Source organism: Pectobacterium zantedeschiae, assembly GCF_004137795.1.
GTDB classification, from domain to species: Bacteria; Pseudomonadota; Gammaproteobacteria; order Enterobacterales; family Enterobacteriaceae; genus Pectobacterium; species Pectobacterium zantedeschiae.
In genome coordinates this window covers 108,826-133,449 of the sequence record NZ_NWTM01000001.1, presented here as the reverse complement: position 1 = coordinate 133,449, position 24,624 = coordinate 108,826, and the positions used below count along the sequence as shown (strand labels likewise).

General features: G+C 50.7%; 19 protein-coding genes. 13 read left to right on the top strand and 6 right to left on the bottom strand.

What is annotated here, in order from left to right; all coding sequences use genetic code 11:
• Positions 1-218 precede the first annotated feature (218 nt).
• From ppk1 to CLR69_RS00590, 4 genes are all read left to right on the top strand, one after another.
• Positions 219-2,291 (top strand): polyphosphate kinase 1, encoded by a 2,073-nt coding sequence (ppk1, locus tag CLR69_RS00605; protein ID WP_129706270.1) that lies wholly within the window; start codon positions 219-221, stop codon positions 2,289-2,291.
• A complete protein-coding gene (gene ppx, locus CLR69_RS00600) occupies positions 2,291-3,826 on the top strand; it encodes an exopolyphosphatase (protein ID WP_129705163.1) in 1,536 nt (511 codons plus the stop codon). The genes ppk1 and ppx overlap by 1 nt, the downstream gene beginning before the upstream one ends.
• A 312-nt stretch (positions 3,827-4,138) precedes the next feature.
• A complete protein-coding gene (locus CLR69_RS00595; RefSeq protein WP_129705162.1) occupies positions 4,139-4,327 on the top strand; it encodes a YjfB family protein in 189 nt (62 codons plus the stop codon).
• A 234-nt stretch (positions 4,328-4,561) separates the two neighbouring features.
• Positions 4,562-4,777 carry a YfgG family protein gene (locus tag CLR69_RS00590; RefSeq protein ID WP_129705160.1) on the top strand — a complete coding sequence of 72 codons (216 nt, stop codon included), beginning with the start codon at positions 4,562-4,564 and terminating at the stop codon, positions 4,775-4,777.
• A 189-nt stretch (positions 4,778-4,966) separates the two neighbouring features.
• On the opposite strand, the gene CLR69_RS00585 is transcribed toward CLR69_RS00590, so the two are convergent.
• Positions 4,967-5,392, bottom strand: a complete 426-nt coding sequence (locus tag CLR69_RS00585) for an organic hydroperoxide resistance protein (protein WP_010285606.1) — start codon at positions 5,390-5,392, stop codon at positions 4,967-4,969.
• A 175-nt stretch (positions 5,393-5,567) separates the two neighbouring features.
• On the bottom strand, positions 5,568-6,017 hold the full coding sequence (locus CLR69_RS00580) for a MarR family winged helix-turn-helix transcriptional regulator (protein ID WP_129705158.1): 450 nt from the start codon (positions 6,015-6,017) through the stop codon (positions 5,568-5,570).
• Positions 6,018-6,235: 218 nt separating this feature from the next.
• Here CLR69_RS00580 and mgtE point away from each other — a divergent pair, with 218 nt between their 5' ends.
• Positions 6,236-7,714 carry a magnesium transporter gene (gene mgtE, locus CLR69_RS00575; RefSeq protein WP_129711946.1) on the top strand — a complete coding sequence of 493 codons (1,479 nt, stop codon included), beginning with the start codon at positions 6,236-6,238 and terminating at the stop codon, positions 7,712-7,714.
• A gap of 79 nt (positions 7,715-7,793) precedes the next feature.
• Here mgtE and galK read toward each other — a convergent pair whose 3' ends face one another.
• Together galK and galT are read right to left on the bottom strand one after the other, a co-directional pair.
• Positions 7,794-8,957, bottom strand: coding sequence for a galactokinase (gene galK / locus CLR69_RS00570; RefSeq protein ID WP_129711947.1), 1,164 nt, complete (start codon positions 8,955-8,957; stop codon positions 7,794-7,796).
• Between the two features lie 9 nt (positions 8,958-8,966).
• A complete protein-coding gene (gene galT, locus CLR69_RS00565; protein WP_129711948.1) occupies positions 8,967-10,007 on the bottom strand; it encodes a galactose-1-phosphate uridylyltransferase in 1,041 nt (346 codons plus the stop codon).
• A 469-nt stretch (positions 10,008-10,476) separates the two neighbouring features.
• Here galT and galR point away from each other — a divergent pair, with 469 nt between their 5' ends.
• Positions 10,477-11,487: an HTH-type transcriptional regulator GalR gene (gene galR / locus CLR69_RS00560; RefSeq protein WP_129705150.1), complete on the top strand. Its 1,011-nt coding sequence runs from the start codon at positions 10,477-10,479 to the stop codon at positions 11,485-11,487.
• A gap of 447 nt (positions 11,488-11,934) precedes the next feature.
• A complete protein-coding gene (locus CLR69_RS00555) occupies positions 11,935-13,242 on the top strand; it encodes a maltoporin (RefSeq protein ID WP_129711949.1) in 1,308 nt (435 codons plus the stop codon).
• 511 nt (positions 13,243-13,753) lie between these two features.
• On the opposite strand, the gene CLR69_RS00550 is transcribed toward CLR69_RS00555, so the two are convergent.
• Entirely contained in the window at positions 13,754-14,836 is a 1,083-nt protein-coding gene (locus tag CLR69_RS00550) for an ABC transporter ATP-binding protein (protein ID WP_129711950.1), read from the bottom strand.
• Between the two features lie 483 nt (positions 14,837-15,319).
• Between CLR69_RS00550 and CLR69_RS00545 the strand changes: the two genes are divergently transcribed.
• The 6 genes from CLR69_RS00545 to CLR69_RS00520 all read left to right on the top strand — a co-directional run bounded on the left by CLR69_RS00545 (position 15,320) and on the right by CLR69_RS00520 (position 22,679).
• Positions 15,320-16,552 carry an extracellular solute-binding protein gene (locus CLR69_RS00545; protein WP_129705144.1) on the top strand — a complete coding sequence of 411 codons (1,233 nt, stop codon included), beginning with the start codon at positions 15,320-15,322 and terminating at the stop codon, positions 16,550-16,552.
• 88 nt (positions 16,553-16,640) lie between these two features.
• Positions 16,641-17,957, top strand: coding sequence for a carbohydrate ABC transporter permease (locus CLR69_RS00540; protein ID WP_129705142.1), 1,317 nt, complete (start codon positions 16,641-16,643; stop codon positions 17,955-17,957).
• Positions 17,958-17,969: 12 nt separating this feature from the next.
• Positions 17,970-18,818 (top strand): sugar ABC transporter permease, encoded by an 849-nt coding sequence (locus CLR69_RS00535; RefSeq protein WP_129705139.1) that lies wholly within the window; start codon positions 17,970-17,972, stop codon positions 18,816-18,818.
• A gap of 35 nt (positions 18,819-18,853) precedes the next feature.
• Positions 18,854-20,074 (top strand): glycoside hydrolase family 53 protein, encoded by a 1,221-nt coding sequence (locus CLR69_RS00530; protein ID WP_129711951.1) that lies wholly within the window; start codon positions 18,854-18,856, stop codon positions 20,072-20,074.
• Positions 20,075-20,122: 48 nt separating this feature from the next.
• On the top strand, positions 20,123-22,183 hold the full coding sequence (locus tag CLR69_RS00525; RefSeq protein ID WP_129705135.1) for a beta-galactosidase: 2,061 nt from the start codon (positions 20,123-20,125) through the stop codon (positions 22,181-22,183).
• Between the two features lie 154 nt (positions 22,184-22,337).
• Positions 22,338-22,679: a glucose PTS transporter subunit EIIB gene (locus CLR69_RS00520; protein WP_129705133.1), complete on the top strand. Its 342-nt coding sequence runs from the start codon at positions 22,338-22,340 to the stop codon at positions 22,677-22,679.
• Positions 22,680-22,825: 146 nt separating this feature from the next.
• On the opposite strand, the gene dld is transcribed toward CLR69_RS00520, so the two are convergent.
• On the bottom strand, positions 22,826-24,583 hold the full coding sequence (gene dld, locus CLR69_RS00515) for a D-lactate dehydrogenase (RefSeq protein ID WP_129705131.1): 1,758 nt from the start codon (positions 24,581-24,583) through the stop codon (positions 22,826-22,828).
• Between the last annotated feature and the right edge of the window lie 41 nt (positions 24,584-24,624).

Sequence of the window (24,624 nt, the reverse complement as noted above, 5' to 3'; positions counted from 1 at the left end):
CTAAATAGTTCGAGTTGTATGAAGGCGGCAACCGAGGGAGTCCCCAAGAGCTTACTCGAGTAAGTGACTGGGGTAAGTGAGGGTCGCCAACGCACTGACTACTCGAAATATGACGGGTATCGTCATCAACACGCCATAATGTTGTTGTACCCTATCTCCACAGCGGAAGGGTATGAATATTGGATGAACCTTCAGTACATGAGTTGAGCGGAGTGACAATGGGTCAGGACAAACTCTACATAGAGAAAGAATTAAGTTGGTTATCCTTTAATGAACGAGTACTTCAGGAAGCAGCAGATAAAAGCAATCCGTTAATCGAACGCATGCGCTTTCTTGGCATTTACTCCAGCAACCTTGATGAATTTTATAAAGTCCGTTTTGCCGATTTGAAAAGACGTATTCTGATTAACGAAGAACAAGGTCTGGACGGCAATCTGCGGCACCTGTTAGGCAAGATTCAGGCGCGCGTACTCAAAACCGATCAAATTTTTGACAGTCTTTACAACGAATTGCTGCTAGAGATGGCGCGTAACCAGATTTTTTTGGTCAATGAGCGTCAGGTTTCGCCTAATCAGCAAGAGTGGCTGAGGGACTATTTCCGGCAGTATCTTCGCCCGCACATCACACCGATACTCATTTTTAACGAAACCAATCTGGTGGAGTTCCTAAAGGATAACTACACCTATCTTGCCGTCGAAATTATTCGTGGCGATGAGATCAGCTACGCTCTGCTGGAAATCCCTTCGGATAAAATACCGCGTTTCGTCAACCTGCCTGCGGAAGCGCCACGCCGTCGTAAAACCATGATCCTCATCGATAACATTCTGCGTTACTGTCTGGATGATATCTTCAAGGGTTTCTTTGATTATGATGCGCTGAACGCGTATTCCATGAAGATGACGCGCGATGCGGAATACGATCTGGTGACGGAAATGGAATCCAGCTTGCTGGAACTCATGTCTTCCAGCCTGAAACAGCGCTTAACTGCCGAACCGGTGAGATTTGTATATCAGCGCGATATGCCGGATGCGATGGTTGCGATGCTACAAGAAAAACTGGGGATCTCTTCTTTTGACTCCGTTATCCCCGGTGGGCGTTATCATAACTTCAAAGACTTTATTTCTTTCCCGAACGTCGGGCGTGCCAATCTGGTCAACAAACCGTTGCCCCGCCTGCGGCACACCGGATTCAATCATTTTCGCAATGGGTTTGATGCAATCCGTGAGCGCGATGTTCTGCTCTATTACCCGTATCACACCTTCGAACACGTATTGGAACTGCTGCGACAAGCCTCGTTCGACCCCAATGTATTATCCATAAAAATCAATATTTACCGCGTAGCCAAAGACTCACGCATTATTAACTCGATGATCCATGCGGCGCACAACGGCAAGAAAGTCACGGTCGTTGTGGAGTTACAGGCGCGCTTTGACGAAGAAGCGAATATTCACTGGGCCAAGCGTCTAACCGAAGCTGGCGTACACGTCATTTTCTCGGTACCCGGACTGAAGATTCACGCCAAGCTGTTCCTGATTTCCCGTCGCGAAGGGGAAAATATCGTGCGCTACGCGCACATCGGTACGGGTAACTTCAACGAGAAAACCGCCCGCTTGTATACCGATTACTCTCTGCTGACCGCCGACGAACGCATTACCAACGAAGTCCGTCGCGTCTTCAACTTCATTGAAAACCCCTACCGCCCAGTCAGTTTTGAGCACCTGCTGGTGTCACCGCAAAACTCACGCGACAAACTTTACCAACTGATCGATACCGAGATCGAAAACGCGCTGGCGGATCGTGATGCAGGCATTACGCTTAAGGTAAATAATCTGGTGGATAAAGGGCTGGCGGAAAGGCTCTATAAGGCTTCCTCTGCGGGCGTGAAAATTAATCTGCTGGTACGCGGTATGTGCTCACTGATCCCCAATCTGCCTGGGATCAGTGAAAATATTCAGGTCATCAGTATTCTTGACCGCTATCTGGAACACGATCGGGTGTATGTCTTCAACAACGGCGGGGATAAGAAAGTCTACCTCTCTTCCGCCGACTGGATGACACGTAACATTGATTATCGTATTGAAGTCGCAGTGGAAATTCTTGATCCCATTTTGAAAAACCGCGTACTGGAAACGCTCGATATTCTGTTCAGCGATACGGTGAAAGCCCGCGTCATTGATAAAGAGTCGAGCAACCGCTATGTATCACGCGGTAACAAGCGTAAAGTACGCGCGCAAAATGCCATTTACGACTACATCAAGGCGTTGGAGCAACCTGGAGATAAGCCTGAATAATGCCGTTAACGAACAATGAAAAAATCGAGATGAAACCGCAAGAATTCGCGGCTATCGACCTGGGTTCCAATAGTTTTCACATGGTGATCGCACGCGTGGTCAACGGTGCGCTTCAGGTATTGGGGCGTTTAAAACAGCGGGTACATCTGGCTGACGGGCTGGACAACAAAAATATGCTCAGCGAAGAAGCCATTCAACGCGGCCTGAGCTGTCTGGCGCTGTTTGCTGAACGTCTGCAAGGTTTTCCGGCAATGAACGTCTCCATCGTCGGAACACACGCGCTGCGTCAGGCCGTCAACGCGCAGGAATTTTTGCGCCGCGCAGCGGATATTATTCCCTATCCGATAGAGATCATTTCCGGCCATGAAGAAGCCCGTCTGATTTTTATGGGTGTGGAGCACACGCAGCCAGAAAAGGGCCGTAAGTTGGTCATCGATATCGGCGGTGGTTCAACGGAACTGGTTATCGGTGAAGATTTCGAGCCGATGCTGGTAGAAAGCCGTCGTATGGGGTGCGTCAGTTTCGCCCAGCAGTTTTTCCCAAATGGGGAAATTAGCGAAGCCAACTTCAAGCGCGCCCGACTGGCCGCGGCACAAAAGCTGGAGACGCTGTCCTGGGAATATCGCATCTATGGTTGGAAATTTGCCCTCGGTGCATCAGGAACGATCAAAGCCACGCATGAAATTCTGGTGGAAATGGGAGAAAAGGACGGCCTGATTACCCCCGAGCGTCTGGAAATGCTACGCACGCAGGTATTGCAGTTTAAGCACTTCAAATCGCTGAGCCTACCGGGGCTATCCGAGGATCGTCAGTCGGTGCTGGTGCCCGGCCTGGCTATTCTGTGTGGTATTTTCGATGCGCTGGCGATCAAAGAGCTACGACTGTCCGATGGTGCGCTGCGTGAAGGCGTGCTGTACGAAATGGAAGGCCGTTTCCGCCATCAGGATATTCGTATCCGTACCGCGCAAAGCCTGGCGACCCATTACAATATCGACCGTGAGCAAGCGCGACGCGTGCGAGAAACCACGCAACAACTTTATGCGCAGTGGGCAGAGCAAAACCCCAGTCTGGTACATCCACAGCTTGAGGCCATCTTAAATTGGGCTTCCATGCTGCATGAGGTCGGATTGGGCATTAATCATAGCGGTATGCATCGCCATTCCGCCTATATCTTGCAAAATACCAACCTGCCCGGCTTCAATCAGGAACAGCAGCTTGTGCTGTCAATGATCGTGCGATTGCACCGTAAAGCGATCAAACTGGAAGAGTTGCCACGGCTAAACCTGTTCAAAAAGAAACAATATTTGCCCATGGTGCAACTCTTGCGCCTTGCCGCGCTGTTGAACAACCAGCGTCAGGCAACGACAACGCCAGAATCGTTGCAGTTGCATACTGATGACAATTATTGGACGCTGACGTTCCCACACGATTTCTTTACCAACAACACGCTGGTACAGCTGGATTTGGAACGGGAACAGGAATATTGGCAAGACGTCACCGGCTGGAAGCTGATGATTGAAGAAGAAAAAGCCTGATTGATAAAAGCATTACGTGGTAATCCGAGCCTGCGCCAGACGGTACAGTGACGCAAAATCATGCAACTGTGCCAGTCGGTGAGGGGCTGGTTAGCGTAAAGTTTACAGGGATGGGGCCGATACCAAAACGATGGCTGGCGAGAATTTTCGCCAACATCGTGCAACCTCGGTGGAAAGGTGCGCTTCCTTTCCATACCCTAAATAATTCGAGTTTCAGGACAAAACGTTAGCGTTTTTAACAACGTACATGCAACTTGAAGCATGACGGGTATATACCGGATATCAATCCAACTCAGTATTAAGGAGAGTAAGATGGATGTATCACAGATTGCATCATTCGCGACCGACCTCAGCAACATGCGTACCAGCAGTGAGGCCAGCGCGCTTGTGATGAAAAAAGCGCTCGATAATCAAGAGTCCCTTGCCTTAGGTATTTTACAGGCCTTACCACCTCTGCCAGCAAATCCGGCGATTGGGCGTAACGTCAATACCACCGCGTAATACTCTTGTACCACACAACCCGCTTATTTGGTTTTGAGCGGGTTTTTTGTCGCCATCCCAGCCTCTTTGTGGTTTCCGCGCTTCACATTTGTTCCTGACACGGCTTTCCTTGCACCGAACGTGCGAAAACGGGATCGGCCATCATCTTTTTCATGTCGGCAGATTGACCTCTCCTACTGCTTGTGCCTAAATAAACAACAGCGAATGTTCGCTTTCATAGAGGATTAACTGGTAATGTCCACGCTTACCCACAAACGACGATTATCGATACGCCCGCGACGAAGTAGTTCTCGAATCGCTCGTGCCGTTTTGCTCATCAGCTTCATCATTCTTTTAGGCCGCTTTGCTTACTCCACCGTTACCGCGTTTGGTCACCATCAAGACAAACAGCAACAGCGTGCTGAACAATTACTGCTTCCTACCACCGTACTCATCAAACAAAAAGAGTAGCACTTACTCCATCTGCCCTTAATATGCGTTTTTTCCTCATCAGGTTTGCCACCTTCGTATTTCCGTGCCCGTTATTCACATCAATTGCGATGACCCATTCAGGGTATGCCGTAGAAATAAAAAAACGGCAGTGCGAATCATCGCCACCACCGTTTTACTGCTCGTTAATACGCTTGCTTCACGCCGGATTTAGACGATAGTCAGGGTCACGTCGATATTGCCACGCGTTGCATTGGAGTATGGGCAAACGATATGGGCTTTCTGCACCAGATCTTCAGCCACTGCGCGATCCAAGCCTGGCAGGGAAATCTTCAATTCGACTTCGATACCAAATCCGGTTGGGATGGCACCGATACCTACGCTACCGTTTACCGTGGTATCAGCAGGTACGGCGATTTTCTCACGTGCACCAACAAACTTCATCGCCCCCAGGAAACAGGCAGAGTAGCCAGCGGCGAACAGTTGCTCAGGGTTTGTTCCTTCACCACCTGCACCACCCAGTTCACGTGGGGTCGTCAATTTAATATCAACCGCTTTATCGGAAGACACTGCACGACCATCACGACCACCGGTAGCTTGAGCATGAGCAACGTATAATACTTTTTCAATAGACATAATGTGACTCCAGATTGTTAGGGGATGGCCTAAAACAATAGCGATACTGCTCAGGCTGCATTTACATAGCGAATAATTAAATCGCACACTACTTAATTAGTTGAAATCAATCATTACTTAAATGTAAGAGACTATCTAACAGACTTATCAGTACACAGGGCAACCGCTAAAATCGTCAAAGATGCCCGATAAGACTTTTACGCAGAGCCTCTAAATCTTTTTTGATCGTCTGCAACTGTTCAAGATGACATTCCGTCGCACAAAACACGCTTTCAGGGATTGCTCGTGCCTGTTGCTGAAGGGCGCGTCCTGCTTCGGTTAACCCAATCAGCACTTGACGTTCATCTTCTGTTCCCCGGTTCCGCACCACTAACCCTGCGCTTTGTAACCGCTTGAGCAGTGGTGTCAGCGTGGCAGAATCCAGATATAACCGCTCGCCCAGTTCAGATACGGTTAACCCATCACGTTCCCACAGTATCAGCATCACCAGATATTGGGGGTAAGTCAGATTCAACTCAGACAGCAAACGACGATACAGCTTATTCATTGCCAGATTGGCTGAATACAGTGCAAAGCACAGCTGACCATCCAGTTTGTAAGCGTTGTCGTTCATCGTCTCTGCCATCGGTGTCTGTTACGTTTCTAAGACTGAATATATATCGCTAAAAACTAAATAGCAAACGATTTAGTTTTACATTAGATAAAAGTCACCATAAAAGCACGCCAGAACAACCTCGCTATTTTTTTCAGACTGCAATTCGCCGGTAATCCTATTCTTAATCTACTGATTTTGCGCTACGTTTAATCAAACACGGATAAAAAACAGATCGAGCACAAAACGTTATGTCGAGTGTAAAAAAACTTACCGACCTCCGGCGCCGTATCTCTCTTCTGCTGTTGGAAAACAAAGAACTGGTTGAAGACATTATCAACCGACAACCGCGTACAACAGAACGCGATGACGCTGCGTTAAGCGACAAAGCAGTATTAAGTAACAAAATCGGGCTGCGTGACAAAAGCATCCTGCTCGACCAAACCGCAGAAATCAGCGAGCTTATCATTGGGCTACATGCCGCTGACCTGGCCGACTTGCTGGAATCTTTACCACAGGATGAACGTTTAGCGCTCTGGCGACTCATTCCCATAGCGAAACGTGGTCGTGTATTGATTGAGGCCTCCGACAGCATTTCCGACGATCTGATCGGTGACATGCAGGATAAAGAAATTCTGAGGGCGGTTCGGGTACTGGATGTGGATGAACAGGCTCAGCTTTCTCGCCTCGTCCCCCGCCATCTGCTCGGGCGAATACTCACCTCGCTTGAACCAAAGCAACGTGCGCAGCTACGTGCTGCCATCAATTATGATGAAGATTGCCTCGGCCACATGATGGATTTCAAACTCATCACCGTGCGCGCCGATGTCACTCTCGCAGCAGTACAGCGCTATCTGCGCTACCGTAAAACCATCCCCGAATCCACCGACAAACTGTTCGTGACCGATCGTAAAAATACGCTGATCGGTGAGCTGTCGCTGGCCAGTATCCTGCTCCACTCGCCTCAGGCTTTAGTTACCGACGTTATGGATACTCAACCGCTGAGATTTCAGCCTGAAGATAAAGTCGAAGAGGCCGCAGGGGCTTTCGAACGCTACAACTTAATCTCCAGTGCCGTCGTGGACAGTAAAGGGAAACTCATGGGGCGTCTGACGATCGAAGATATCGTCGACGTGGTGAATCGGGAAAGCGACAGTAATCTACGGCGATCCGGGGGGTTAACGCCTTCTGAAGATGTCTACGCACCCGTGTATAAATCGTTCCGCAATCGCTGGGCGTGGCTGGCCGTAAACCTTTGTACCGCACTCATTGCTTCGCGGGTTATCGGCCTGTTTGAGAATACGTTATCCCATTTGGTGGCACTGGCGACGCTCATGCCGATTGTCGCGGGTATCGGCGGGAATACCGGCAACCAAACCATCACGATGATTGTACGCGCCCTGGCTCTGCATCAACTTGAACACGGTAAAAAATCGTATCTTCTGCTCAAAGAATTAGGCGTTGCGCTGGTAAACGGAGTGATATGGGGCACAATAATGGGCGTAGTCACCTTCCTGCTCTATGGCGACCCCGCAATGGGGGGCGTGATGATGCTGGCTATTCTGCTGAATTTACTGCTCGCGGCGCTAATGGGAGTCGCCATCCCACTGGTGATGATGAAACTCGGTCGCGACCCAGCCATCGGTTCCAGCGTGATGATTACGGCAATCACTGATACCGGTGGTTTCTTTATCTTCCTTGGGTTGGCAACCGTGTTCCTGTTGCCTTGAGCATAGGTCATGTAAAACACAAACAATGTAAAAAGGGCTTTAATCAAAGCCCTTTTCGCTTGCTATTATTGCCCGATACTTAATTCAAGCGACCGGCACCGTCGGATGCGTGACACAGATAAATTGACGGCTGAAGCCCGGTACGCGCCGGATATTCACGCTCGATCACCTGTTTGACTTCATCAGTCAACGCTGAAGGAATAAGCGCAACAATACAGCCGCCGAAACCGCCACCGGTCATACGCACACCGCCCCGTTCACCGACATAATCCTGAATCAGCTCCACCAGCGTATCGATCGGCGGCACGGTAATTTCAAAATCATCACGCATGGAAACATGCGATTCCGCCATCAGCGTAAACAAGCGGTGAGCATCCTGACGCGCCAGCGCATCGGCCGCTTCCAGCGTGCGGCGATTCTCAGTGATAACATGTCGCGCACGGCGAACGGCTATCGGATCCAACCCCTCAATTCCCGCCTCAAACTGCGACAGTGATACATCACGCAGTGCTTTAACGTTAAAGTGACGTGCCGCTGCTTCACACTGCTGGCGGCGCGTGTTGTATTCGCTATCCACCAGCCCACGGCGCACATTGGAGTTCACGATGAGGACGTCTACGCCGTCAAGCATACGCACTGAGCGCCCTTCCAGCGAGCGACAGTCGATCAACATCGCCTGACCGGCGCGTCCCTGAGCGGAAATAAACTGATCCATAATGCCGCAGCTACAGCCAACAAAATGGTTTTCTGCCTGCTGGCCGTTTAACGCCACATCCAACTGGCTAATGTCCAAATTATTCAGTTCTTTGAACGTCTGCCCGATCGCCACTTCCAGCGAAGCTGATGAACTCAGCCCCGCACCAGAAGGTACGTTACCGGAGACAACCATATCCATACCGCTAAGCAACAGGCCACGCGCCAGTAAAAACTTCACCGTTCCACGGATATAGTTCGCCCAGACGTATTCAGAATGAGGCTCGATCTCTTTGGCAAGATCAAACTCATCCTGCTGGTTGTCATAGTCCACCGCCACGACCCGCACGATGCCATCCTGGCGCACCGCCGCACTGACGACTGTCTGGTAATCGATAGCACACGGCAAGACAAAACCATCGTTATAGTCGGTATGCTCACCAATCAGGTTGACCCGGCCGGGTGCCTGAATCGCAGCGTACGGTGCATAGCCAAATAATCGAACAAAAACAGACTCGGTTAACTGACGTAGAGAATCAATACGGCTCATAAAATGACCTCAAATTTGCTCACGGAAATGGATATCACTCACGCTGCGTAAACGTTCAGCGGCCTGTTCAGCAGTCAGATCTCGCTGTGCTTCAGCCAGCATTTCATAGCCGACCATAAACTTGCGTACACTGGCGGAACGTAACAATGGGGGATAAAAATGGGCATGTAGTTGCCAGTGCGTGATGTCTCCACCCTTAAACGGAGCACCGTGCCACCCCATCGAATAGGGGAATGAACACTGGAACAAATTGTCGTAACGGCTGGTCAGCTTTTTCAGCATCAGCGCCAGATCGTCACGCTGAATGTCATTCAACTGTGGTAATCTCTGCACGGCAAACTTGGGCAGTACTAGCGTTTCAAACGGCCACGATGCCCAGTAAGGGACAACGGCTAACCAATGCTCGGTTTCCACTACGATACGCGAACCGTCAGCCTGTTCCCGCTGCACATAGTCAAGCAGTAACGGTGAACCATGGCGGGAAAAATACCCCCGCTGCTGTTCATCCTCACGCTGTACTTCGTTCGGTAGAAAATCATTTGCCCAAACTTGACCGTGTGGATGGGGATTAGAACACCCCATCATCGTTCCTTTATTCTCAAACACCTGAACCCACGGATAGCGCCTTCCCAATTCCTCGGTTTGATCGCTCCACGTGTCAATCACGGTTTTCAACGCTGGCAAAGAAAGCTGTGGCAGGCTTTTGCTGTGATCGGGAGAAAAACAGATCACACGACTTACTCCACGAGCTTGCTGCACGCGGAACAGCTCGTCGTCATCCGACGGTGCATCCGGCGTATCTTCCATCAGTGCCGAAAAATCATTGGTAAAAACAAAAGTGCCTTGATAGTGCGGGTTGATATCGCCGGTAATACGTTTATTGCCCGCACACAGATAACAGGTTGGATCGTAAGACGGTGGCATGGCGCGATCTGGCTCATCCTGCTGACCTTGCCAGGGGCGTTTTGCACGATGTGGAGAAACCAGAATCCACTCGCCTTTCAGCGGGTTAAAACGGCGATGCGGATGTTCAGTTGGCTCAAACTGCATAAGCTATTCCTCAATACAAAATACGAATTCGGTAAAGCGCTGGTAGCCATCCGCAGCCAATTGTAGGGCGCTAACAGCCTGTCAGCCGTCTGGAAAAAGCGTTTAAAAAGACAGTAAACCTAACCAGAAAACCCCGTTAATGTAATCAGTTTCACCATAAGCCATGGATAAAATAGCTGTAATAATGCTGAATACAGATAGACTGCTATCGTTTAGCCACCGAATGAGTGTAATCGATTACCCTAAATTTAAACCTCAGAATGGTATTTTGGAAGAGAGAAATAGCCGATGATTGTTGATAGCGATCACATAAGTACGGTCTGGATCAAAAAGGAAAGGAGGTCGGGTAGGTAACATCCCGCAAAAACCTGTACATTTATAAATATAAGTAATCGATTTTTTCTTTTAACTTGCTTGTGCGTTAGGCTGCGGTCCGCCTCACCACGCATTTGACCGTTCAGGAATGCCAATGGCCACAATAAAGGATGTTGCTCGTCTATCAGGTGTATCAGTCGCTACGGTTTCGCGCGTAATCAATAATTCGCCCAAAGCCAGTACCGCCTCAAGGGAAGCCGTACACAAGGCCATGGCGGAGCTGCAATATCATCCGAATGCCAATGCCAGAGCGCTTGCGCACCAAAGTGCCGAGACAATGGGGCTGGTCGTTGCGGATGTGTCCGATCCCTTTTTTGGGACAATGGTCAAATCTGTCGAACAAATTGCACAGGCAACGGGCAACTTCCTGCTGATTGGTAACGGCTACCACAATGCAGAACAGGAAAAGAAAGCCATTGAGCAGCTTATTCGCCATCGCTGCGCGGGGCTGATCGTGCATGCAAAAATGCTTTCAGATGAGGAGCTAGCAGCCCTGATGAGCCACATTCCTGATATGGTGCTCATCAACCGCACCTTACCGGGTTATGAAAACCGCTGCGTTGCGCTCGACGATCGCTATGGTTCCTGGCTGGCAACACGCCATTTGATTCAGGAAGGTCATCAGAAGATCGGTTTTCTCTGCTCTAACCACCAAATTTCCGACTCCGTCGACCGTCTGCAAGGCTATATGGATGCACTGCAAGAACACGGTATCGCGCGGGATGAGCGCCTCATTGCACGCGCCTCACCAGACGAAGTCGGTGGCGAGTCTGCCATGACGGAGCTTTTGAGTCGGGGCGGCAATATGACGGCAGTAGTGTGCTACAACGATTCCATGGCGGCAGGTGCCCTTTCCGTCCTGAGTGATAACAGCATCAGCGTGCCGCAGGATATGTCGGTGATAGGGTTTGATGACGTATTGATCGCTCGTTACCTCCGCCCTCGCCTGACCACCGTGCACTATCCCGTTTCCGCCATGGCCATTCAGGCGGCAGAGTTAGCTATCGCGTTATCCCACGGTAAACAGCTCAGTGAAACCACGAATATGTTTAGCCCGACGCTGGTACGTCGCCATTCTGTCAGTCCCCCTGCCCGTAAGAAATAACCGTTTTTATCACTCTGTTTGCCTGATGCAATACACCCGCACATCAGGCAAGCAGTGGCATCATTTCCCTTCTCAGCTCACACATCTTGTTCTCTATTTCTCTTGCGCAGACACCCTTTCACTGTTTTTCAGAAACGTTTTCGATTCTGGCATAAAAAAATTTTATGCTGCATTTGAGGCTAACATACGAAACGTGTAACCAGTTACACGCCATTACACAGCGAATAACATCATATAAACACTGATGAGTCGCCTAAAAACAGCCTATAGCATCGTTAAATCAGTGTAAATTTTGGTGTAACTCTTTTGTATTTTGTGAGAACAATCATGTCACGCATTATTTTATTCCCCCATAATCCTTCGCCATGAGTGGAAACGTTTTACCTCCGTTCACGTCATGTTATTTGGAACATCCACATTCTTACCCGAATAAGCGAAAGGTATATTATGAAAAGAAAACTGCTGACGACATCCATTGCTCTGAGTTTGGCAATGCTGGCAACCCCTTCTTATTCTGTCGATTTTTCAGGATACTTCCGTTCTGGCGTGGGTGTTTCAAACCACGGAAAACAACAGACAGCCGATAAGAACTATGTGGGAAGATTAGGTAACGAAGATGACACCTACGGCGAAATCCAGTTAGGGCAGCAGCTGTATAACGAAAATGGGAAAACGTTTTACTTCGACAGCATGATTTCCATGTTCTCTAACGGCTCGAACGATAATGAAACCACAAAAGATGACGATGCCGAGTTTGGGTTACGCCAATTAAATCTTCAGGCAAAAGGCTTTGTACCCGGCCTGCCGGATGCTACCGTCTGGGCGGGGAAACGCTACTATCAGCGCCATGATTTACACATCATTGATACCAAATACTGGAATATTTCCGGTGCAGGTGCCGGGATCGAAAACGTCAAAGCGGGCGAAGGCGCGTTCTCTTTTGCCTGGATTCGTGCCGATGCCGAAAACATGAACGTCGACTGTAGCAACAGCTTGAACAGTCAGGAATGTACGTCCAGACAAGATACCTACAACGATCTAAACATCAACTATCTGGACGCGCGCTATGCAGGCTGGAAGCCGTGGGACGGCGCATGGACAGAGTTCGGCATCTCCTATGCAATGCCAAATGAAGCGGATACCCAGAAAAACATTTTCCTCGCGGAAGGACAGAAATTCGATCCTAAAAACTCGATGATGATCACCGGCGAATTCAGCCAATACTTCTCAGGCCTCAAATCCAACCAGAAACTGGTGCTGCAATATGCCGACAAAGGGCTGGCGCACAACATGGTCGATCAGGGCGGCGGCTGGTATGACGTCTGGAGCATCAACGACAGCGCCAAGGGCTATCGTGTCATTCAGGCAGGTGATCTGCCGATCACCGATAATATTTCCCTTAGCCATGTCCTGACCTACGGTAAAGCAGATGAAATCAGCCGCTGGCGCGACAGTACGGAATTATTGTCTGCGGTAGGTCGCGGCCAATATGCCTGGACCAAGAACCAAAAAACCTATCTGGAAGCGGGCGCATATCAGAAAAAAGACAGTTGGACGAGCGGTACGGAAACCAAATACAGCGGCCAAAAATACACGCTGGCGCACGCTTTCAGCGCTGATATTCCGATGCTGACCCGCCCGGAACTGCGCTTCTTCGTTTCTTATCTGAACGGTGGCAATGAGAATAAAAACCGCTTCAACGACGATCGCAACAATGCAGTGAACTTCGGTATTCAGGCGGAAGCCTGGTGGTAATACAGCACTAACCCTCAGCTCGACGGGCTCATCATTCCCGTCGGGTATTTCCCAAAAGGCTTTCTACCGAAGGCCTTTTTCCGTTATAGCTAACGTCTGCATCATCCAAGCCACTCAATATTTGTCTTACATCGGCGTAAAAAATCGCGCTGAGGTATACATGATCGCCGGATGAGCGGCATGGACGCCGCGAAAGTCTGCGCCGCGCCGGGAGCGCGTCGCAGACGGTCCGAATAGCGAGCATGAACACCGAAGGCATCGCGAAGCGGCGCGAATCACGCCAAAAAGCCAGTGGTCAAGGCGCTGCGGCGATTGAGCGCGCCTTGTCGGGCGTGTGACGATGTTACAGAGAAATAAGATGCCTAACACGCACGCAACACTTACACCGCGTCAGCATAAAGAAAAACAGTTTCTACAATAGGCCGTAGACAGCGGAAGTAAAGTCAGCGCCCGCTAAGGGCGCTGTTTATGTTTAGTAGGGGATTTTGACTATTTAGATTCAGCGACTTAACTACGCACTGATACGCAAGCCATCGGCGTTGAACACCAGACAATTAGTGGGGGAGAAGAACACCTCAATGTGTTCATAGGGTTTGAAAGCGCTGTCACCCGCCAGAAGAAGTTTGAAATTATCAATGCCGCAGCATTGGCCGAACAGGTAGGTGCTGTTACCTAAACGCTCGACGACCTCACAGCCGAATGACAGGTGAATCCCCTCACCTTCCGGTGAAACGTGTTCCGGCCGCAGCCCCAGGGTTATCGTGCTGCCCGTGCTCAGCTCGCTGGTACGAATCGGCAGCTCAAGCTGTAGCTGATCGGCGACATTGACCGTCAAGCTATCCGGCGTCCAGTCGATAACCTGCGCAGGCAGGAAGTTCATTTTTGGCGAGCCGATGAACCCCGCGACAAACTGGTTAACAGGATGATAATAAAGCTCCATCGGCGATCCAACCTGCTCAACTTTACCGTAATTCATCACCACAATTTTGTCGGCCAGCGTCATCGCCTCGACCTGATCGTGCGTGACATAGATCATGGTCGTTTTCAATTCCTGATGCAGCTTGGCGATATGCAATCGCATGTCCACACGCAGCTCCGCATCAAGATTAGATAACGGTTCATCAAACAGGAACACTTTCGGGTTACGCACGATGGCACGCCCTATCGCCACGCGCTGGCGCTGGCCGCCAGACAGCTCTTTCGGCTTGCGCTCCAGCAAATGAGACAGTTGCAGCGTCTTCGCCACCATTTCGATCTGGTGCTTAATCTGGTCTTTCGGCACGCCATTAACGCGCAGGCCGTAGCCCATATTCTCGGCGACGGTCATGTGCGGGTACAGCGCATAAGATTGAAACACCATGGCAACGCCACGATGCGCGGGAGCAACATCATTCACTACGACATCATCTATCATGATTTCACCGCCCGTGACATCTTCCAGTCCGGCAATCATTCTCAGCAGCGTCGACTTACCGCAGCCAGACGGCCCAACAAAAACGGCGAACTCTCCATCCGCGATCGTCAGATTCACATCGTGAAGCGTAATCGTTTTGCCAAAATGCTTACTCACTTTATCCAACTGGATCGACGCCATAACAGTAACCTCTTGATAATTTTGCTTTTCAGAATATAAGCGCTGAGTCACAACGGCCCAGTGGTCGTCTGCTCAAAATGGCTCGGCAGCCCTTCCAGACGTATCAGTATCCGGCCAGACTTACCTGCACGCTGGTCATAATCGCAATATAACAGCATGGTGTAACCGTTTGCACAAACAGGGGGTTACTTTTGTGCATAAGATCACAGCCTTTACATGTTTCACTGGCAGACGTGGCGCACTCTGCTTAATGTAATCGCCACTGGTGTAACCGTTACCCTACTTTGTGGAAAACGCGTAATAAAGCATCAAGCGCCACACAGCGACGATCACCACACTACGCGTACTGTTAGATGCTTCATTCTCTGCTGTGTACTGCCGTGTGATGTAACGTTACACCAACATCGCACAAGGACGGCGAAAGCAGAAAGTACGCGACGATTTCCGACCATGATTGGCCCACCAGGGCTTTGAGGACTAATGATGAAAATGAAAACACTGACCACCGTCATTATGATTTCACTGGGTATCACCGGCGTGCTCAGCAAATCAGCGCTGGCAGCCGACAAAGAACTTCTGGTATGGGAAGATATCAAGAAATCCGATGGCATTGCTGATGCGATAAAAGCCTTTGAAAAACAGAACAATGTCAAAATCAAAGTACTGGAAACGCCTTACGCTCAACAGATTGAGAAACTCCGTCTGGATGGCCCAGCTGGTATTGGCCCGGACGTGATAGTTATGCCACACGACCAGGTTGGCACCGCCGTGGTTCAGGGGTTGATTAGCGAATTGAAGTTGGATCAGACGTTCCTGTCGAGTTTCACCAAACCGGCACTGGAAGCGCAAACCTATAACGGTAAGCTGTATGGCGTACCAAAAGCGGTTGAAACCACCGTGCTGGTGTACAACAAAGACCTGATGCCACAGCCGCCGGAAAAATTCGACGACCTGTTCGCCTTCTCCAAACAGCAACGTGCCGAAGGCCGCTATGGTCTGCTGGCGAAATTTGATGAGATTTATTACGCCTATGGCGTCATCGCCGGAATGGGCGGCTACATTTTCGGCCAAAACAGCAACGGTTCACCGAATGTAAAAGACATCGGCCTGGATAAAAAAGCCACTATCGATGCCGTCAACTACATCAAGAAATTCTACGCTGATGGTCTGTTCCCGCCCGGCATCGTCGGTGAAACCGGCGCTAACGCGATCGATTCCCTGTTTACCGAGAAAAAAGCCGCTGCCGTGATTACCGGTCCGTGGGCGTTCCAACCGTACAAAAATGCGGGCGTAAACTATGGTGTAGCGCCACTGCCGCTGCTGCCAAACGGCGAACACCCACGTTCACTGCTGGGCGTGAAAGGCTACAGCATCTCCACTTATTCCAAAAACAAAGAGCTGGCGCAGAAATTCATTGAGTTCATCAATCAGCCGGAATACGCCAAAGTTCGCTTCCAGTTGACCGGTGAAATCCCGCCGATCGCCGCATTAGTTGACGATCCACTGATTAAAGATGACGAAAAATCTCGTGCAGTCGCGATCCAGTCTGGTTATGCCGTCCCTATGCCAAGCGTACCGGAAATGCAGGAAGTCTGGACGCCAGCCAACAGCGCGCTGCAACTGAGCGTAACGGGCAAGCAGGACACCAAAGCGGCGCTGGAATCCGCCGTGAAGGTAATAAAAATGCAGATCGAAGCTAACCACAGTAACCAGTAAACCACTGCACCATCGTGGGTCAACATGGGTTCCCCTTGTTTATCCCCACTAGATTTCGGGATGTGGGGATACCCATGTTTTTAAGAAAATGGAGGTAGATGTGACCGTCAACGCCAGCGGCCTTACGCCACAAGAAAGAGGACATCGTCACGCCAGAACGGCTGTATTACTGGCGCTCGTCCCCGGACTCGGACAGATTTATAATCGCCAGTTCGTCAAAGGCGCGCTTTTCTTTATCGTCATGGCCTGCTTCATCGGCATATTCCATGATTTCCTGCGAAACGGTGCCTGGGGGCTTATCACATTAGGCACCGAGTTGCCGCGCGATCACTCTATTTTCCTGCTGGCAAAAGGCATTATCAGTGTGATCGTCGCCGCCTTTGGCGTCGGCGTCTACTATTGTAGCCTGCGCGATGCCTACGTGTGCGGTGCCAGACGAGATAAAGGCCTGCCGCTGAACAGCGTGAAGAAGCAATATCAGATGCTGCTGAGCGAAGGCTTCCCTTATCTGATGATCACACCAGGCTTTATCCTGCTGGTATTTGTCGTGGTTTTCCCGATTATTTTCGGCTTCTCCATTGCCTTTACCAACTACAACCTCTACCACACGCCGCCCGCCAAGCTGGTCGACTGGGTTGGGATGACGAATTTCATCAATATCTTCCGGCTCGATCTCTGGCGTTCCACGTTCTTTGACGTGCTGCAATGGACGGTCATTTGGACGCTGATTGCGACCACACTTCAGTGTGCTGTGGGCATCCTGCTAGCGATTCTGGTGAACCAGAAAGGCCTGCGTTTCAAACCGCTGATCCGCACCATCCTGATCCTGCCGTGGGCCGTGCCAGGCTTCGTCACCATTCTGGTCTTCGCGGGCATGTTTAACGAAACATTTGGCGTGATTAATAACGGTATTCTGGCCGCATTGGGGATTGAACCCAAAGCGTGGATGACCGATCCGTTCTGGACCAAGACCGCACTGATTCTGATGCAGACCTGGTTAGGCTTCCCGTTTGTGTTCGCCATGACCACGGGCGTATTGCAGGCTATCCCTGACGATTTGTACGAAGCAGCAACCATTGACGGTGCCAGCAGTTGGTACAAGCTGACCACCATCACGCTGCCGCTGGTGCTCTATTCCATTGCCCCGATCATCATCACGCAGTACACGTTCAACTTTAATAATTTCAATATCATTTATCTGTTCAACAACGGTGGCCCGGCGGTGATCGGTTCCAACGCCGGTGGGACGGATATTCTGGTGTCCTGGATTTATAAGCTGACCATGTCTTCGTCACAATATGCGATCGCAGCCAGCATCACTATTCTGCTATCGATTTTTGTCGTGGGAATCGCGCTGTGGCAGTTCCGCGCCACCAATTCCTTCAAACAAGACAACATGGCATAGGAAAGCGCGCAGATGAAAAAACACAGCGTAAAACGCCAGAATTTTATCAAACTCGGCCTGACCTACCTGCTGCTGATGATTGTGGCCGTCATCATTATTTATCCGCTGATCTGGACGGTAGGCGCGTCGCTTAATCCCGGCAGCAGCCTGCTCAACACGTCGATCATCCCAGATAACTTCTCCTTTATTCACTACGAGGAGCTGTTCAACGGCCAGATTGACTATGCCGCATGGTACTGGAATTCGATGAAAATCAGCTTCCTGACCATGATTTTGACGCTCGTCAGCGTCAGTTTCACCGCGTATTCATTCTCTCGCTTCCGCTTTCGCGGCCGCCAGAACGGGCTGATGCTGTTTCTGTTGTTGCAAATGATTCCGCAATTCTCTGCCCTGATCGCCATCTTCGTACTGGCACAGATGCTGGGGCTGGTGAACAGCCATATTGCGCTGGTACTGGTTTACGTCGGCGGCATGATCCCGATGAACACCTATCTGATGAAAGGCTATCTGGATGCCATTCCGAAAGATCTGGATGAGTCCGCGCGTATGGACGGCGCGGGCAACTTCCGCATCTTTATCGAGATCATCATGCCGCTGTCCAAACCGATCATCGCGGTGATTGCCCTGTTCTCGTTTACCGGTCCGCTGGGTGATTTCATTCTCTCCAGCACCATCCTGCGCACACCGGACCAGTACACGTTGCCTATCGGACTTTACAATCTGGTCGCACAAAAAATGGGCGCTAGCTATACCACCTACGCCGCCGGTGCCGTGCTCATCGCGGTGCCGGTCGCCATTCTTTATCTTTCATTGCAAAAGTACTTTGTCTCTGGCCTGACGTCAGGCGGAACCAAAGGATAATTACTCAACATCTGTACCTATTCCAGGAACGTAAAATGAAAATGAAAAAACGCGTACTGATGGCCGCCATGTTGGCAACTGGCCTGCTGACCGTCTCCCTGCCGCAAACCCTGTATGCCGCAGAGAATGTGACGATCAATAAGTTGACGAACGTCCCTGCCGACTTCATTAAAGGCGCGGATATCTCCATGCTGAATGAAGTGGAAAAGCACGGCGGAAAATTTTATGACGAGAATGGCAAACAGAAAGACGCCATGCTGATTCTGAAAGAGAACGGAATTAACTATATCCGCCTGCGCATCTGGAACGATCCGAAAGATGCTACCGGTAACGGCTATGGTGGTGGTAACAACGATCTGGCCACCACGCTGGCGCTGGCTAAACGGGCCAAAGCTAACGGTATGAAAGTGCTGCTGGATTTCCACTACAGCGATTTCTGGACCGATCCGGCCCACCAGAACAAACCTAAAGCGTGGTCTGGCCTAAATGTGGCACAGCTCACCACTGCCGTACATGACTACACCAAAGCCACCATTAGCGAATTCCAGAAAGCAGGCGTCATGCCGGATATGGTGCAGATCGGTAACGAGCTGAACGGTGGGATGCTGTGGCCGGAAGGAAAAAGCTGGGGTCAGGGTGGCGGTGAGTTCGATCGCCTTGCCGCGTTACTGAAAGCCGGTATTCAGGGCGTGAAGGACGTACAAGGCGCGAATGACGTCAAAATCATGCTGCATCTGGCAGAAGGCACCAAAAACGACACCTTTATCTGGTGGTTTGATGAAATCGTCAAACGCAATGTCCCATTCGATGTTATCGGTGCCTCATTCTACACTTACTGGAACGGCCCCATCAGCGCGTTGCAGTACAACATGAACGACGTCACCAAGCGCTACAATAAAGATATTATCGTGGTTGAAGCCGCTTATGCCTATACGCTGGAAAACTGCGATAACGCGGAAAACAGCTTCCAGCAAAAAGAGCAGGATGCGGGTGGCTATCCGGCTTCCGTTCAGGGTCAGGCCAATTACCTGCACGATCTGATGCAAAGCATCATCAACGTCCCCAATCAGCGCGGCAAAGGCATCTTCTATTGGGAGCCAATCTGGCTGCCTACCCCCGGCGCAACCTGGGCCACGAAAGCTGGCATGAAATACAACAACGATGAATGGAAAGAAGGCAACGCGCGGGAAAACCAGGCGCTGTTCGACTGTAAAGGCAACGTCCTGCCTTCCATCAAAGTGTTTAATCAGCGCTAAGCACGCAAACCGAATTCAACACGTTGACAACCCGTTTAGGAGAGAACGATGTTCAAATTCCCCCCACTAAGCAGCAAGGTGCCCGTTCTGCTGCACGGTGCTGACTATAACCCTGACCAGTGGCTAGATAACCCAGAGGTGCTGGAAAAAGACATTGAGATGATGAAGCAGACCCAGTGCAACATCATGTCCGTGGGTATTTTCAGCTGGTCCGGGCTTGAGCCGGAAGAAGGTCGCTATGAGTTTGGCTGGCTGGACGGCATCCTCGACACGCTGTATGCCAATGGGATCTTCGTTTTTCTGGCAACGCCCAGCGGTGCTCGCCCGGCCTGGCTATCGCAGAAATACCCGGACGTGCTGCGCGTGGGTAGCAACCGCGTACAGGCGCTGCACGGCGGTCGCCACAACCACTGCCTGAGTTCGCCGAATTATCGCGAAAAAGTAAAACAAATGAACACCCAGTTGGCAAAACGCTACTCGCACCATCCTGCGGTGATCGGCTGGCATATCTCCAACGAATACAGCGGCGAGTGCCACTGTGATACCTGTCGCAGCACCTTCCAGAGCTGGCTGAAAGCACGCTACGGCACGATAGACGCGTTGAATAAAGCGTGGTGGAGCACCTTCTGGAGCCATACTTATACCGACTGGTCGCAGTTAGAACCACCGTCACCCATCGGTGAAGTCTCTATTCACGGCCTGAACCTGGACTGGAAACGCTTTAACACCTCACAGGTTAGTGATTTCTGTGCCGCAGAAATCGTGCCGCTAAAAGCCGAAAATCCGTCTCTGCCAACCACGACGAACTTCATGGAATATTTCTATGATTACGACTACTGGCAGTTGGCGAAGGTGATCGATTTCATTTCCTGGGACAGCTACCCACTGTGGCATAACGCGGAAGATGACTGCACGCTGGGTGCCTACACCGCGATGTATCACGATCTGATGCGCACGCTGAAAGGTGGCAAGCCCTTCTATCTGATGGAATCAACGCCGAGCCAAACCAACTGGCAGCCCATCAGTAAGCTGAAAAAACCGGGCATGCACATTCTGTCTTCGCTTCAGGCGGTCGCACACGGTTCAGACTCCGTGCAATATTTCCAGTGGCGTAAGAGCCGTGGTTCAGTCGAGAAATTCCACGGTGCCGTCGTCGATCATGTCGGGCATATCGACACCCGCGTCGGGCGCGAAGTGCAGGAATTGGGGGAAATACTCAATAAACTCGCCCCTGTTGCAGGCAGTCGAGTTGACGCTAAAGTCGCCATCATTTTCGACTGGGAAAGCCGCTGGGCGATGGATAACGCTCAAGGGCCGCGCAACGCGGGGCTATTCTATGAAAAAACCGTCACCGATCACTATCGGACGTTCTGGGAACAGGGCGTGGCAGTGGACATCATCAACGCCGATGTTGACCTCAGCAGCTATCAGGTCGTGATTGCACCGATGCTCTACATGGTGCGCGATGGTTTTGCCGAACGTGTCGATGCTTTCGTCAAACAAGGCGGTCGCTTCGTCACCACCTACTTGTCGGGCGTCGTTAACGAAACCGATCTGTGCTACCAAAACGGTTTCCCTGGCCCGCTTCGTCCGATCATGGGGGTCTGGGCGGAAGAGATCGATGGACTGTACGATCATGAAAGCAACAGCATCAGCGGTCTGGACGGTAATGAGCAACGTCTGGCTGGCCCGTATCAGGTCACGCACCTGTGCGAACTGATTCATCTGGAAGGCGCGCGAGCGCTGGCGACCTATGACAGCGATTTCTATGCCGGACGTCCGGCCGTTACGGTCAATGATTACGGCAAAGGACAGGCTTATTACATCGCGTCGCGCAACGACCTCGCCTTCCAGCGTGATTTCTTCACTACGCTGATACAGACGCTGGAGCTACCGCGAGCACTACCGACCGATCTGCCTTACGGCATTGTCGCTCATCGTCGCGATGACGGAGAAAGTGAATTTATCTTCGTACAGAATTACACGGCAACGCCGCAGCACATTACGCTGCCTGCCGCCTACGAGGAAATGACCACGGGCAGCACGCTGTCAGGGGCGCTCGACCTGTCAGGCTACGGCTGTCGGATTCTCCGCCGCGCGCTACAGTAAAGGCCCATGCCGGTCAGTTAAGCATCACAATACTGAAGCGACCACGGTGATGAATGCTCCTACAAAACCTCATCACCGTGTTTCGCCTAACAGTAATGTTAGGTGAACGGCATTATCATACGCACGCTGATAAACAAACGAAGAGGTGACTACGATGGGCAAGATTCACAATTTTCGGAAATTGTTCGCGTCAATGTTGGGTAAGCAGATTACCGAAATTGAAATCGCTTCACCGCTAGACAAAGAGAATTTGCAGCAGTTAGTGAGCGCCTTTGGCGGCAAAGAAAATATCGTCAGTCTGGATGCCTGTATTACCCGTCTGCGAGTCGAAGTTCACAGCCTGAGACTGGTCAACAGCGACAATCTGCAAAAGCTGGGCGCTATCGGCGTGATTATTGTCGGTCATCAGGTGCAGGCTATTTTCGGCACCCAATCAGATAACCTGCGGCGCGAATTGGCGGCCTGGTTTGAAGACGACGGCGCAGAGGCACACTAGCAACACGTTTTCGTCCCGTTCGGTGATGAATACACTACGGCATCTCTGACTTATCACGCAGAGCATGCCGACGAGCTAAAGACTGAAACACATTAAGACGATGCCGCTAACGGATAAGCCCCATGCTCGTTAGCGGCATCGGTTATTTAATGGCCGATGTGGCGATCGTCGCCGCAGGTACAGCCCCAGTTTTTCAGCTTGGAGGTTTTGCCTATTCCAGGGTTCAGGCTATTGGTAGGGTCGCTTTTCTGATAAAACGCTTTCAACTGTGGCTTAGCCTGATAGAGATGGCCGACATTGTGCTCTGCCGGATATTCCGCCCCACGCTGATCGAGCAAAGCAAGCATTCTCTCTTTCAGTTCATGAACATCCACGCCTTTCTTCACAATATAATCCTGATGGAAGACATGGCACATGAAGTGACCGTAATACAACCGATGCACCAGCATATCGCTAATTTCCGCAGGCAAATGCTCGAACCATTCACGATCGTTACGTCGCAGAGCAATGTCCAGAGGCAAGATGTTTTCCACTTCATTGCTGTGTACCGCATGATAGCGGATCGCGGCTCCCGCCGCGGCGAAGCGATGCAGAAAGGCCTTCGCACCTTCTTCCGGCGTACAGGCAAAAAACTCGCCGTCAGCGTCATGAAAATACTGTTCTAGCCAACGGCGTGCTTCCTCAATACCATCGCCCGCCATTTTCACCATCAAATGATGTTCAAAACGGTCTCGATACGTTTTCATCCGCGCCGGTAGATGAGAAGGCAGCAGGCGGCTGAGAAACTGCATGGTACGATCCACGAGATGTGACGGCAGGAAAGGCACTTTGCTAAAGATCGCGTCCATCTGCCCTTTCAGGTTGAAGAACATGGGCAATTTATCCGTACCCAGTTTATCGATCATCATAAACGTATCTTTGCCGTATATTTCGGCGATATCGAATATATCGCGGTGCATATACTCACCCGCTACTGGCAGATTTTTAAAATGGGCGAGCATATGGCGGCGTAATTCCGTTAATACCTGCGGCTGATTCGTCCCAATATAAAAAACCTGTTGGGATTTTTCCGCCGGAAACGTATCCAGACGCACAGCAAAAACCGACAGTTTCCCTGCACAGCCAGCGGCCTCAAACAAGCGGCGTTCATCGGCGTTAAAGCGCGACGGCGTGTCTGCATCGACATTACGCACACGTTCAATATAGTCGTGGTCGGATGCCTGACGCTCATCATAAATGACATCCTTCGCGTCATATTGCTGCGATTCCAAACGAGTCAGGATCGCTTCCGGCGTATCACCCAAATTGATCCCCAGATGGTTGATCAGCTCCACCTGACCTTGCTCGTTAACACGGCCGTAAAGTGCCATTTCGGTATACGCCGGGCCACGATGAACCAAAGAACCACCGGAGTTATTACAAATTCCCCCAATCACCGATGCGCCAATACACGAAGAACCGATCACAGAATGCGGTTCACGTCCAAGCGGTTTCAATACGCGCTCAAGATGCCATAGAGTACTTCCCGGCAGCGCCACAACCTGTCGCCCTTCATCCAGCAGTTGAACGTTATCCAAACGCAGGGTATTGACGATCACGATTTCCCGATCGTAATCATTACCGTTTGGGGTGGAACCTTCGGTTAAACCGGTATTAGCGGCCTGCATCAGCACGATACAACCCGCTTCAATACTGGCTTTAAATACCTGCCACTGCTCGAGTAGCGATGCGGGAAAAACCACCGCCAGTGCCTCTCCGCTCCCCGAACGAAAGCCTTTGCGATAACGCTCGGTTTTATTTTTATCGGTTAAGATGTGGGGCTTACCGACAATGCGGGTTAGCGTTTGGATAAGAGATTGAGAATCAACGGAAATACTACTTTCTGGCGTTACATCGTCCTTCATAACTGTCTGTCCTGTTAATTAATTTAACAAGTAGGATAAAA

What these genes read in the sequence shown, in the direction of transcription:
- galT (WP_129711948.1), bottom strand. Translation starts at nt 10,007, where the DNA reads ATGCAGTTTGAGCCAACTGAACATCCGCATCGCCGTTTTAACCCGCTG.
- CLR69_RS00545 (WP_129705144.1), top strand. Translation starts at nt 15,320, where the DNA reads ATGAAAATGAAAACACTGACCACCGTCATTATGATTTCACTGGGTATC.
- CLR69_RS00530 (WP_129711951.1), top strand. Translation starts at nt 18,854, where the DNA reads ATGAAAATGAAAAAACGCGTACTGATGGCCGCCATGTTGGCAACTGGC.
- galK (WP_129711947.1), bottom strand. Translation starts at nt 8,957, where the DNA reads ATGAGCCGTATTGATTCTCTACGTCAGTTAACCGAGTCTGTTTTTGTT.
- CLR69_RS00580 (WP_129705158.1), bottom strand. Translation starts at nt 6,017, where the DNA reads ATGGCAGAGACGATGAACGACAACGCTTACAAACTGGATGGTCAGCTG.
- CLR69_RS00555 (WP_129711949.1), top strand. Translation starts at nt 11,935, where the DNA reads ATGAAAAGAAAACTGCTGACGACATCCATTGCTCTGAGTTTGGCAATG.
- mgtE (WP_129711946.1), top strand. Translation starts at nt 6,236, where the DNA reads ATGTCGAGTGTAAAAAAACTTACCGACCTCCGGCGCCGTATCTCTCTT.
- galR (WP_129705150.1), top strand. Translation starts at nt 10,477, where the DNA reads ATGGCCACAATAAAGGATGTTGCTCGTCTATCAGGTGTATCAGTCGCT.
- CLR69_RS00540 (WP_129705142.1), top strand. Translation starts at nt 16,641, where the DNA reads ATGGAGGTAGATGTGACCGTCAACGCCAGCGGCCTTACGCCACAAGAA.
- ppx (WP_129705163.1), top strand. Translation starts at nt 2,291, where the DNA reads ATGCCGTTAACGAACAATGAAAAAATCGAGATGAAACCGCAAGAATTC.
- CLR69_RS00590 (WP_129705160.1), top strand. Translation starts at nt 4,562, where the DNA reads ATGTCCACGCTTACCCACAAACGACGATTATCGATACGCCCGCGACGA.
- CLR69_RS00550 (WP_129711950.1), bottom strand. Translation starts at nt 14,836, where the DNA reads ATGGCGTCGATCCAGTTGGATAAAGTGAGTAAGCATTTTGGCAAAACG.
- ppk1 (WP_129706270.1), top strand. Translation starts at nt 219, where the DNA reads ATGGGTCAGGACAAACTCTACATAGAGAAAGAATTAAGTTGGTTATCC.
- CLR69_RS00520 (WP_129705133.1), top strand. Translation starts at nt 22,338, where the DNA reads ATGGGCAAGATTCACAATTTTCGGAAATTGTTCGCGTCAATGTTGGGT.
- CLR69_RS00585 (WP_010285606.1), bottom strand. Translation starts at nt 5,392, where the DNA reads ATGTCTATTGAAAAAGTATTATACGTTGCTCATGCTCAAGCTACCGGT.
- CLR69_RS00525 (WP_129705135.1), top strand. Translation starts at nt 20,123, where the DNA reads ATGTTCAAATTCCCCCCACTAAGCAGCAAGGTGCCCGTTCTGCTGCAC.
- CLR69_RS00595 (WP_129705162.1), top strand. Translation starts at nt 4,139, where the DNA reads ATGGATGTATCACAGATTGCATCATTCGCGACCGACCTCAGCAACATG.
- CLR69_RS00535 (WP_129705139.1), top strand. Translation starts at nt 17,970, where the DNA reads ATGAAAAAACACAGCGTAAAACGCCAGAATTTTATCAAACTCGGCCTG.
- dld (WP_129705131.1), bottom strand. Translation starts at nt 24,583, where the DNA reads ATGAAGGACGATGTAACGCCAGAAAGTAGTATTTCCGTTGATTCTCAA.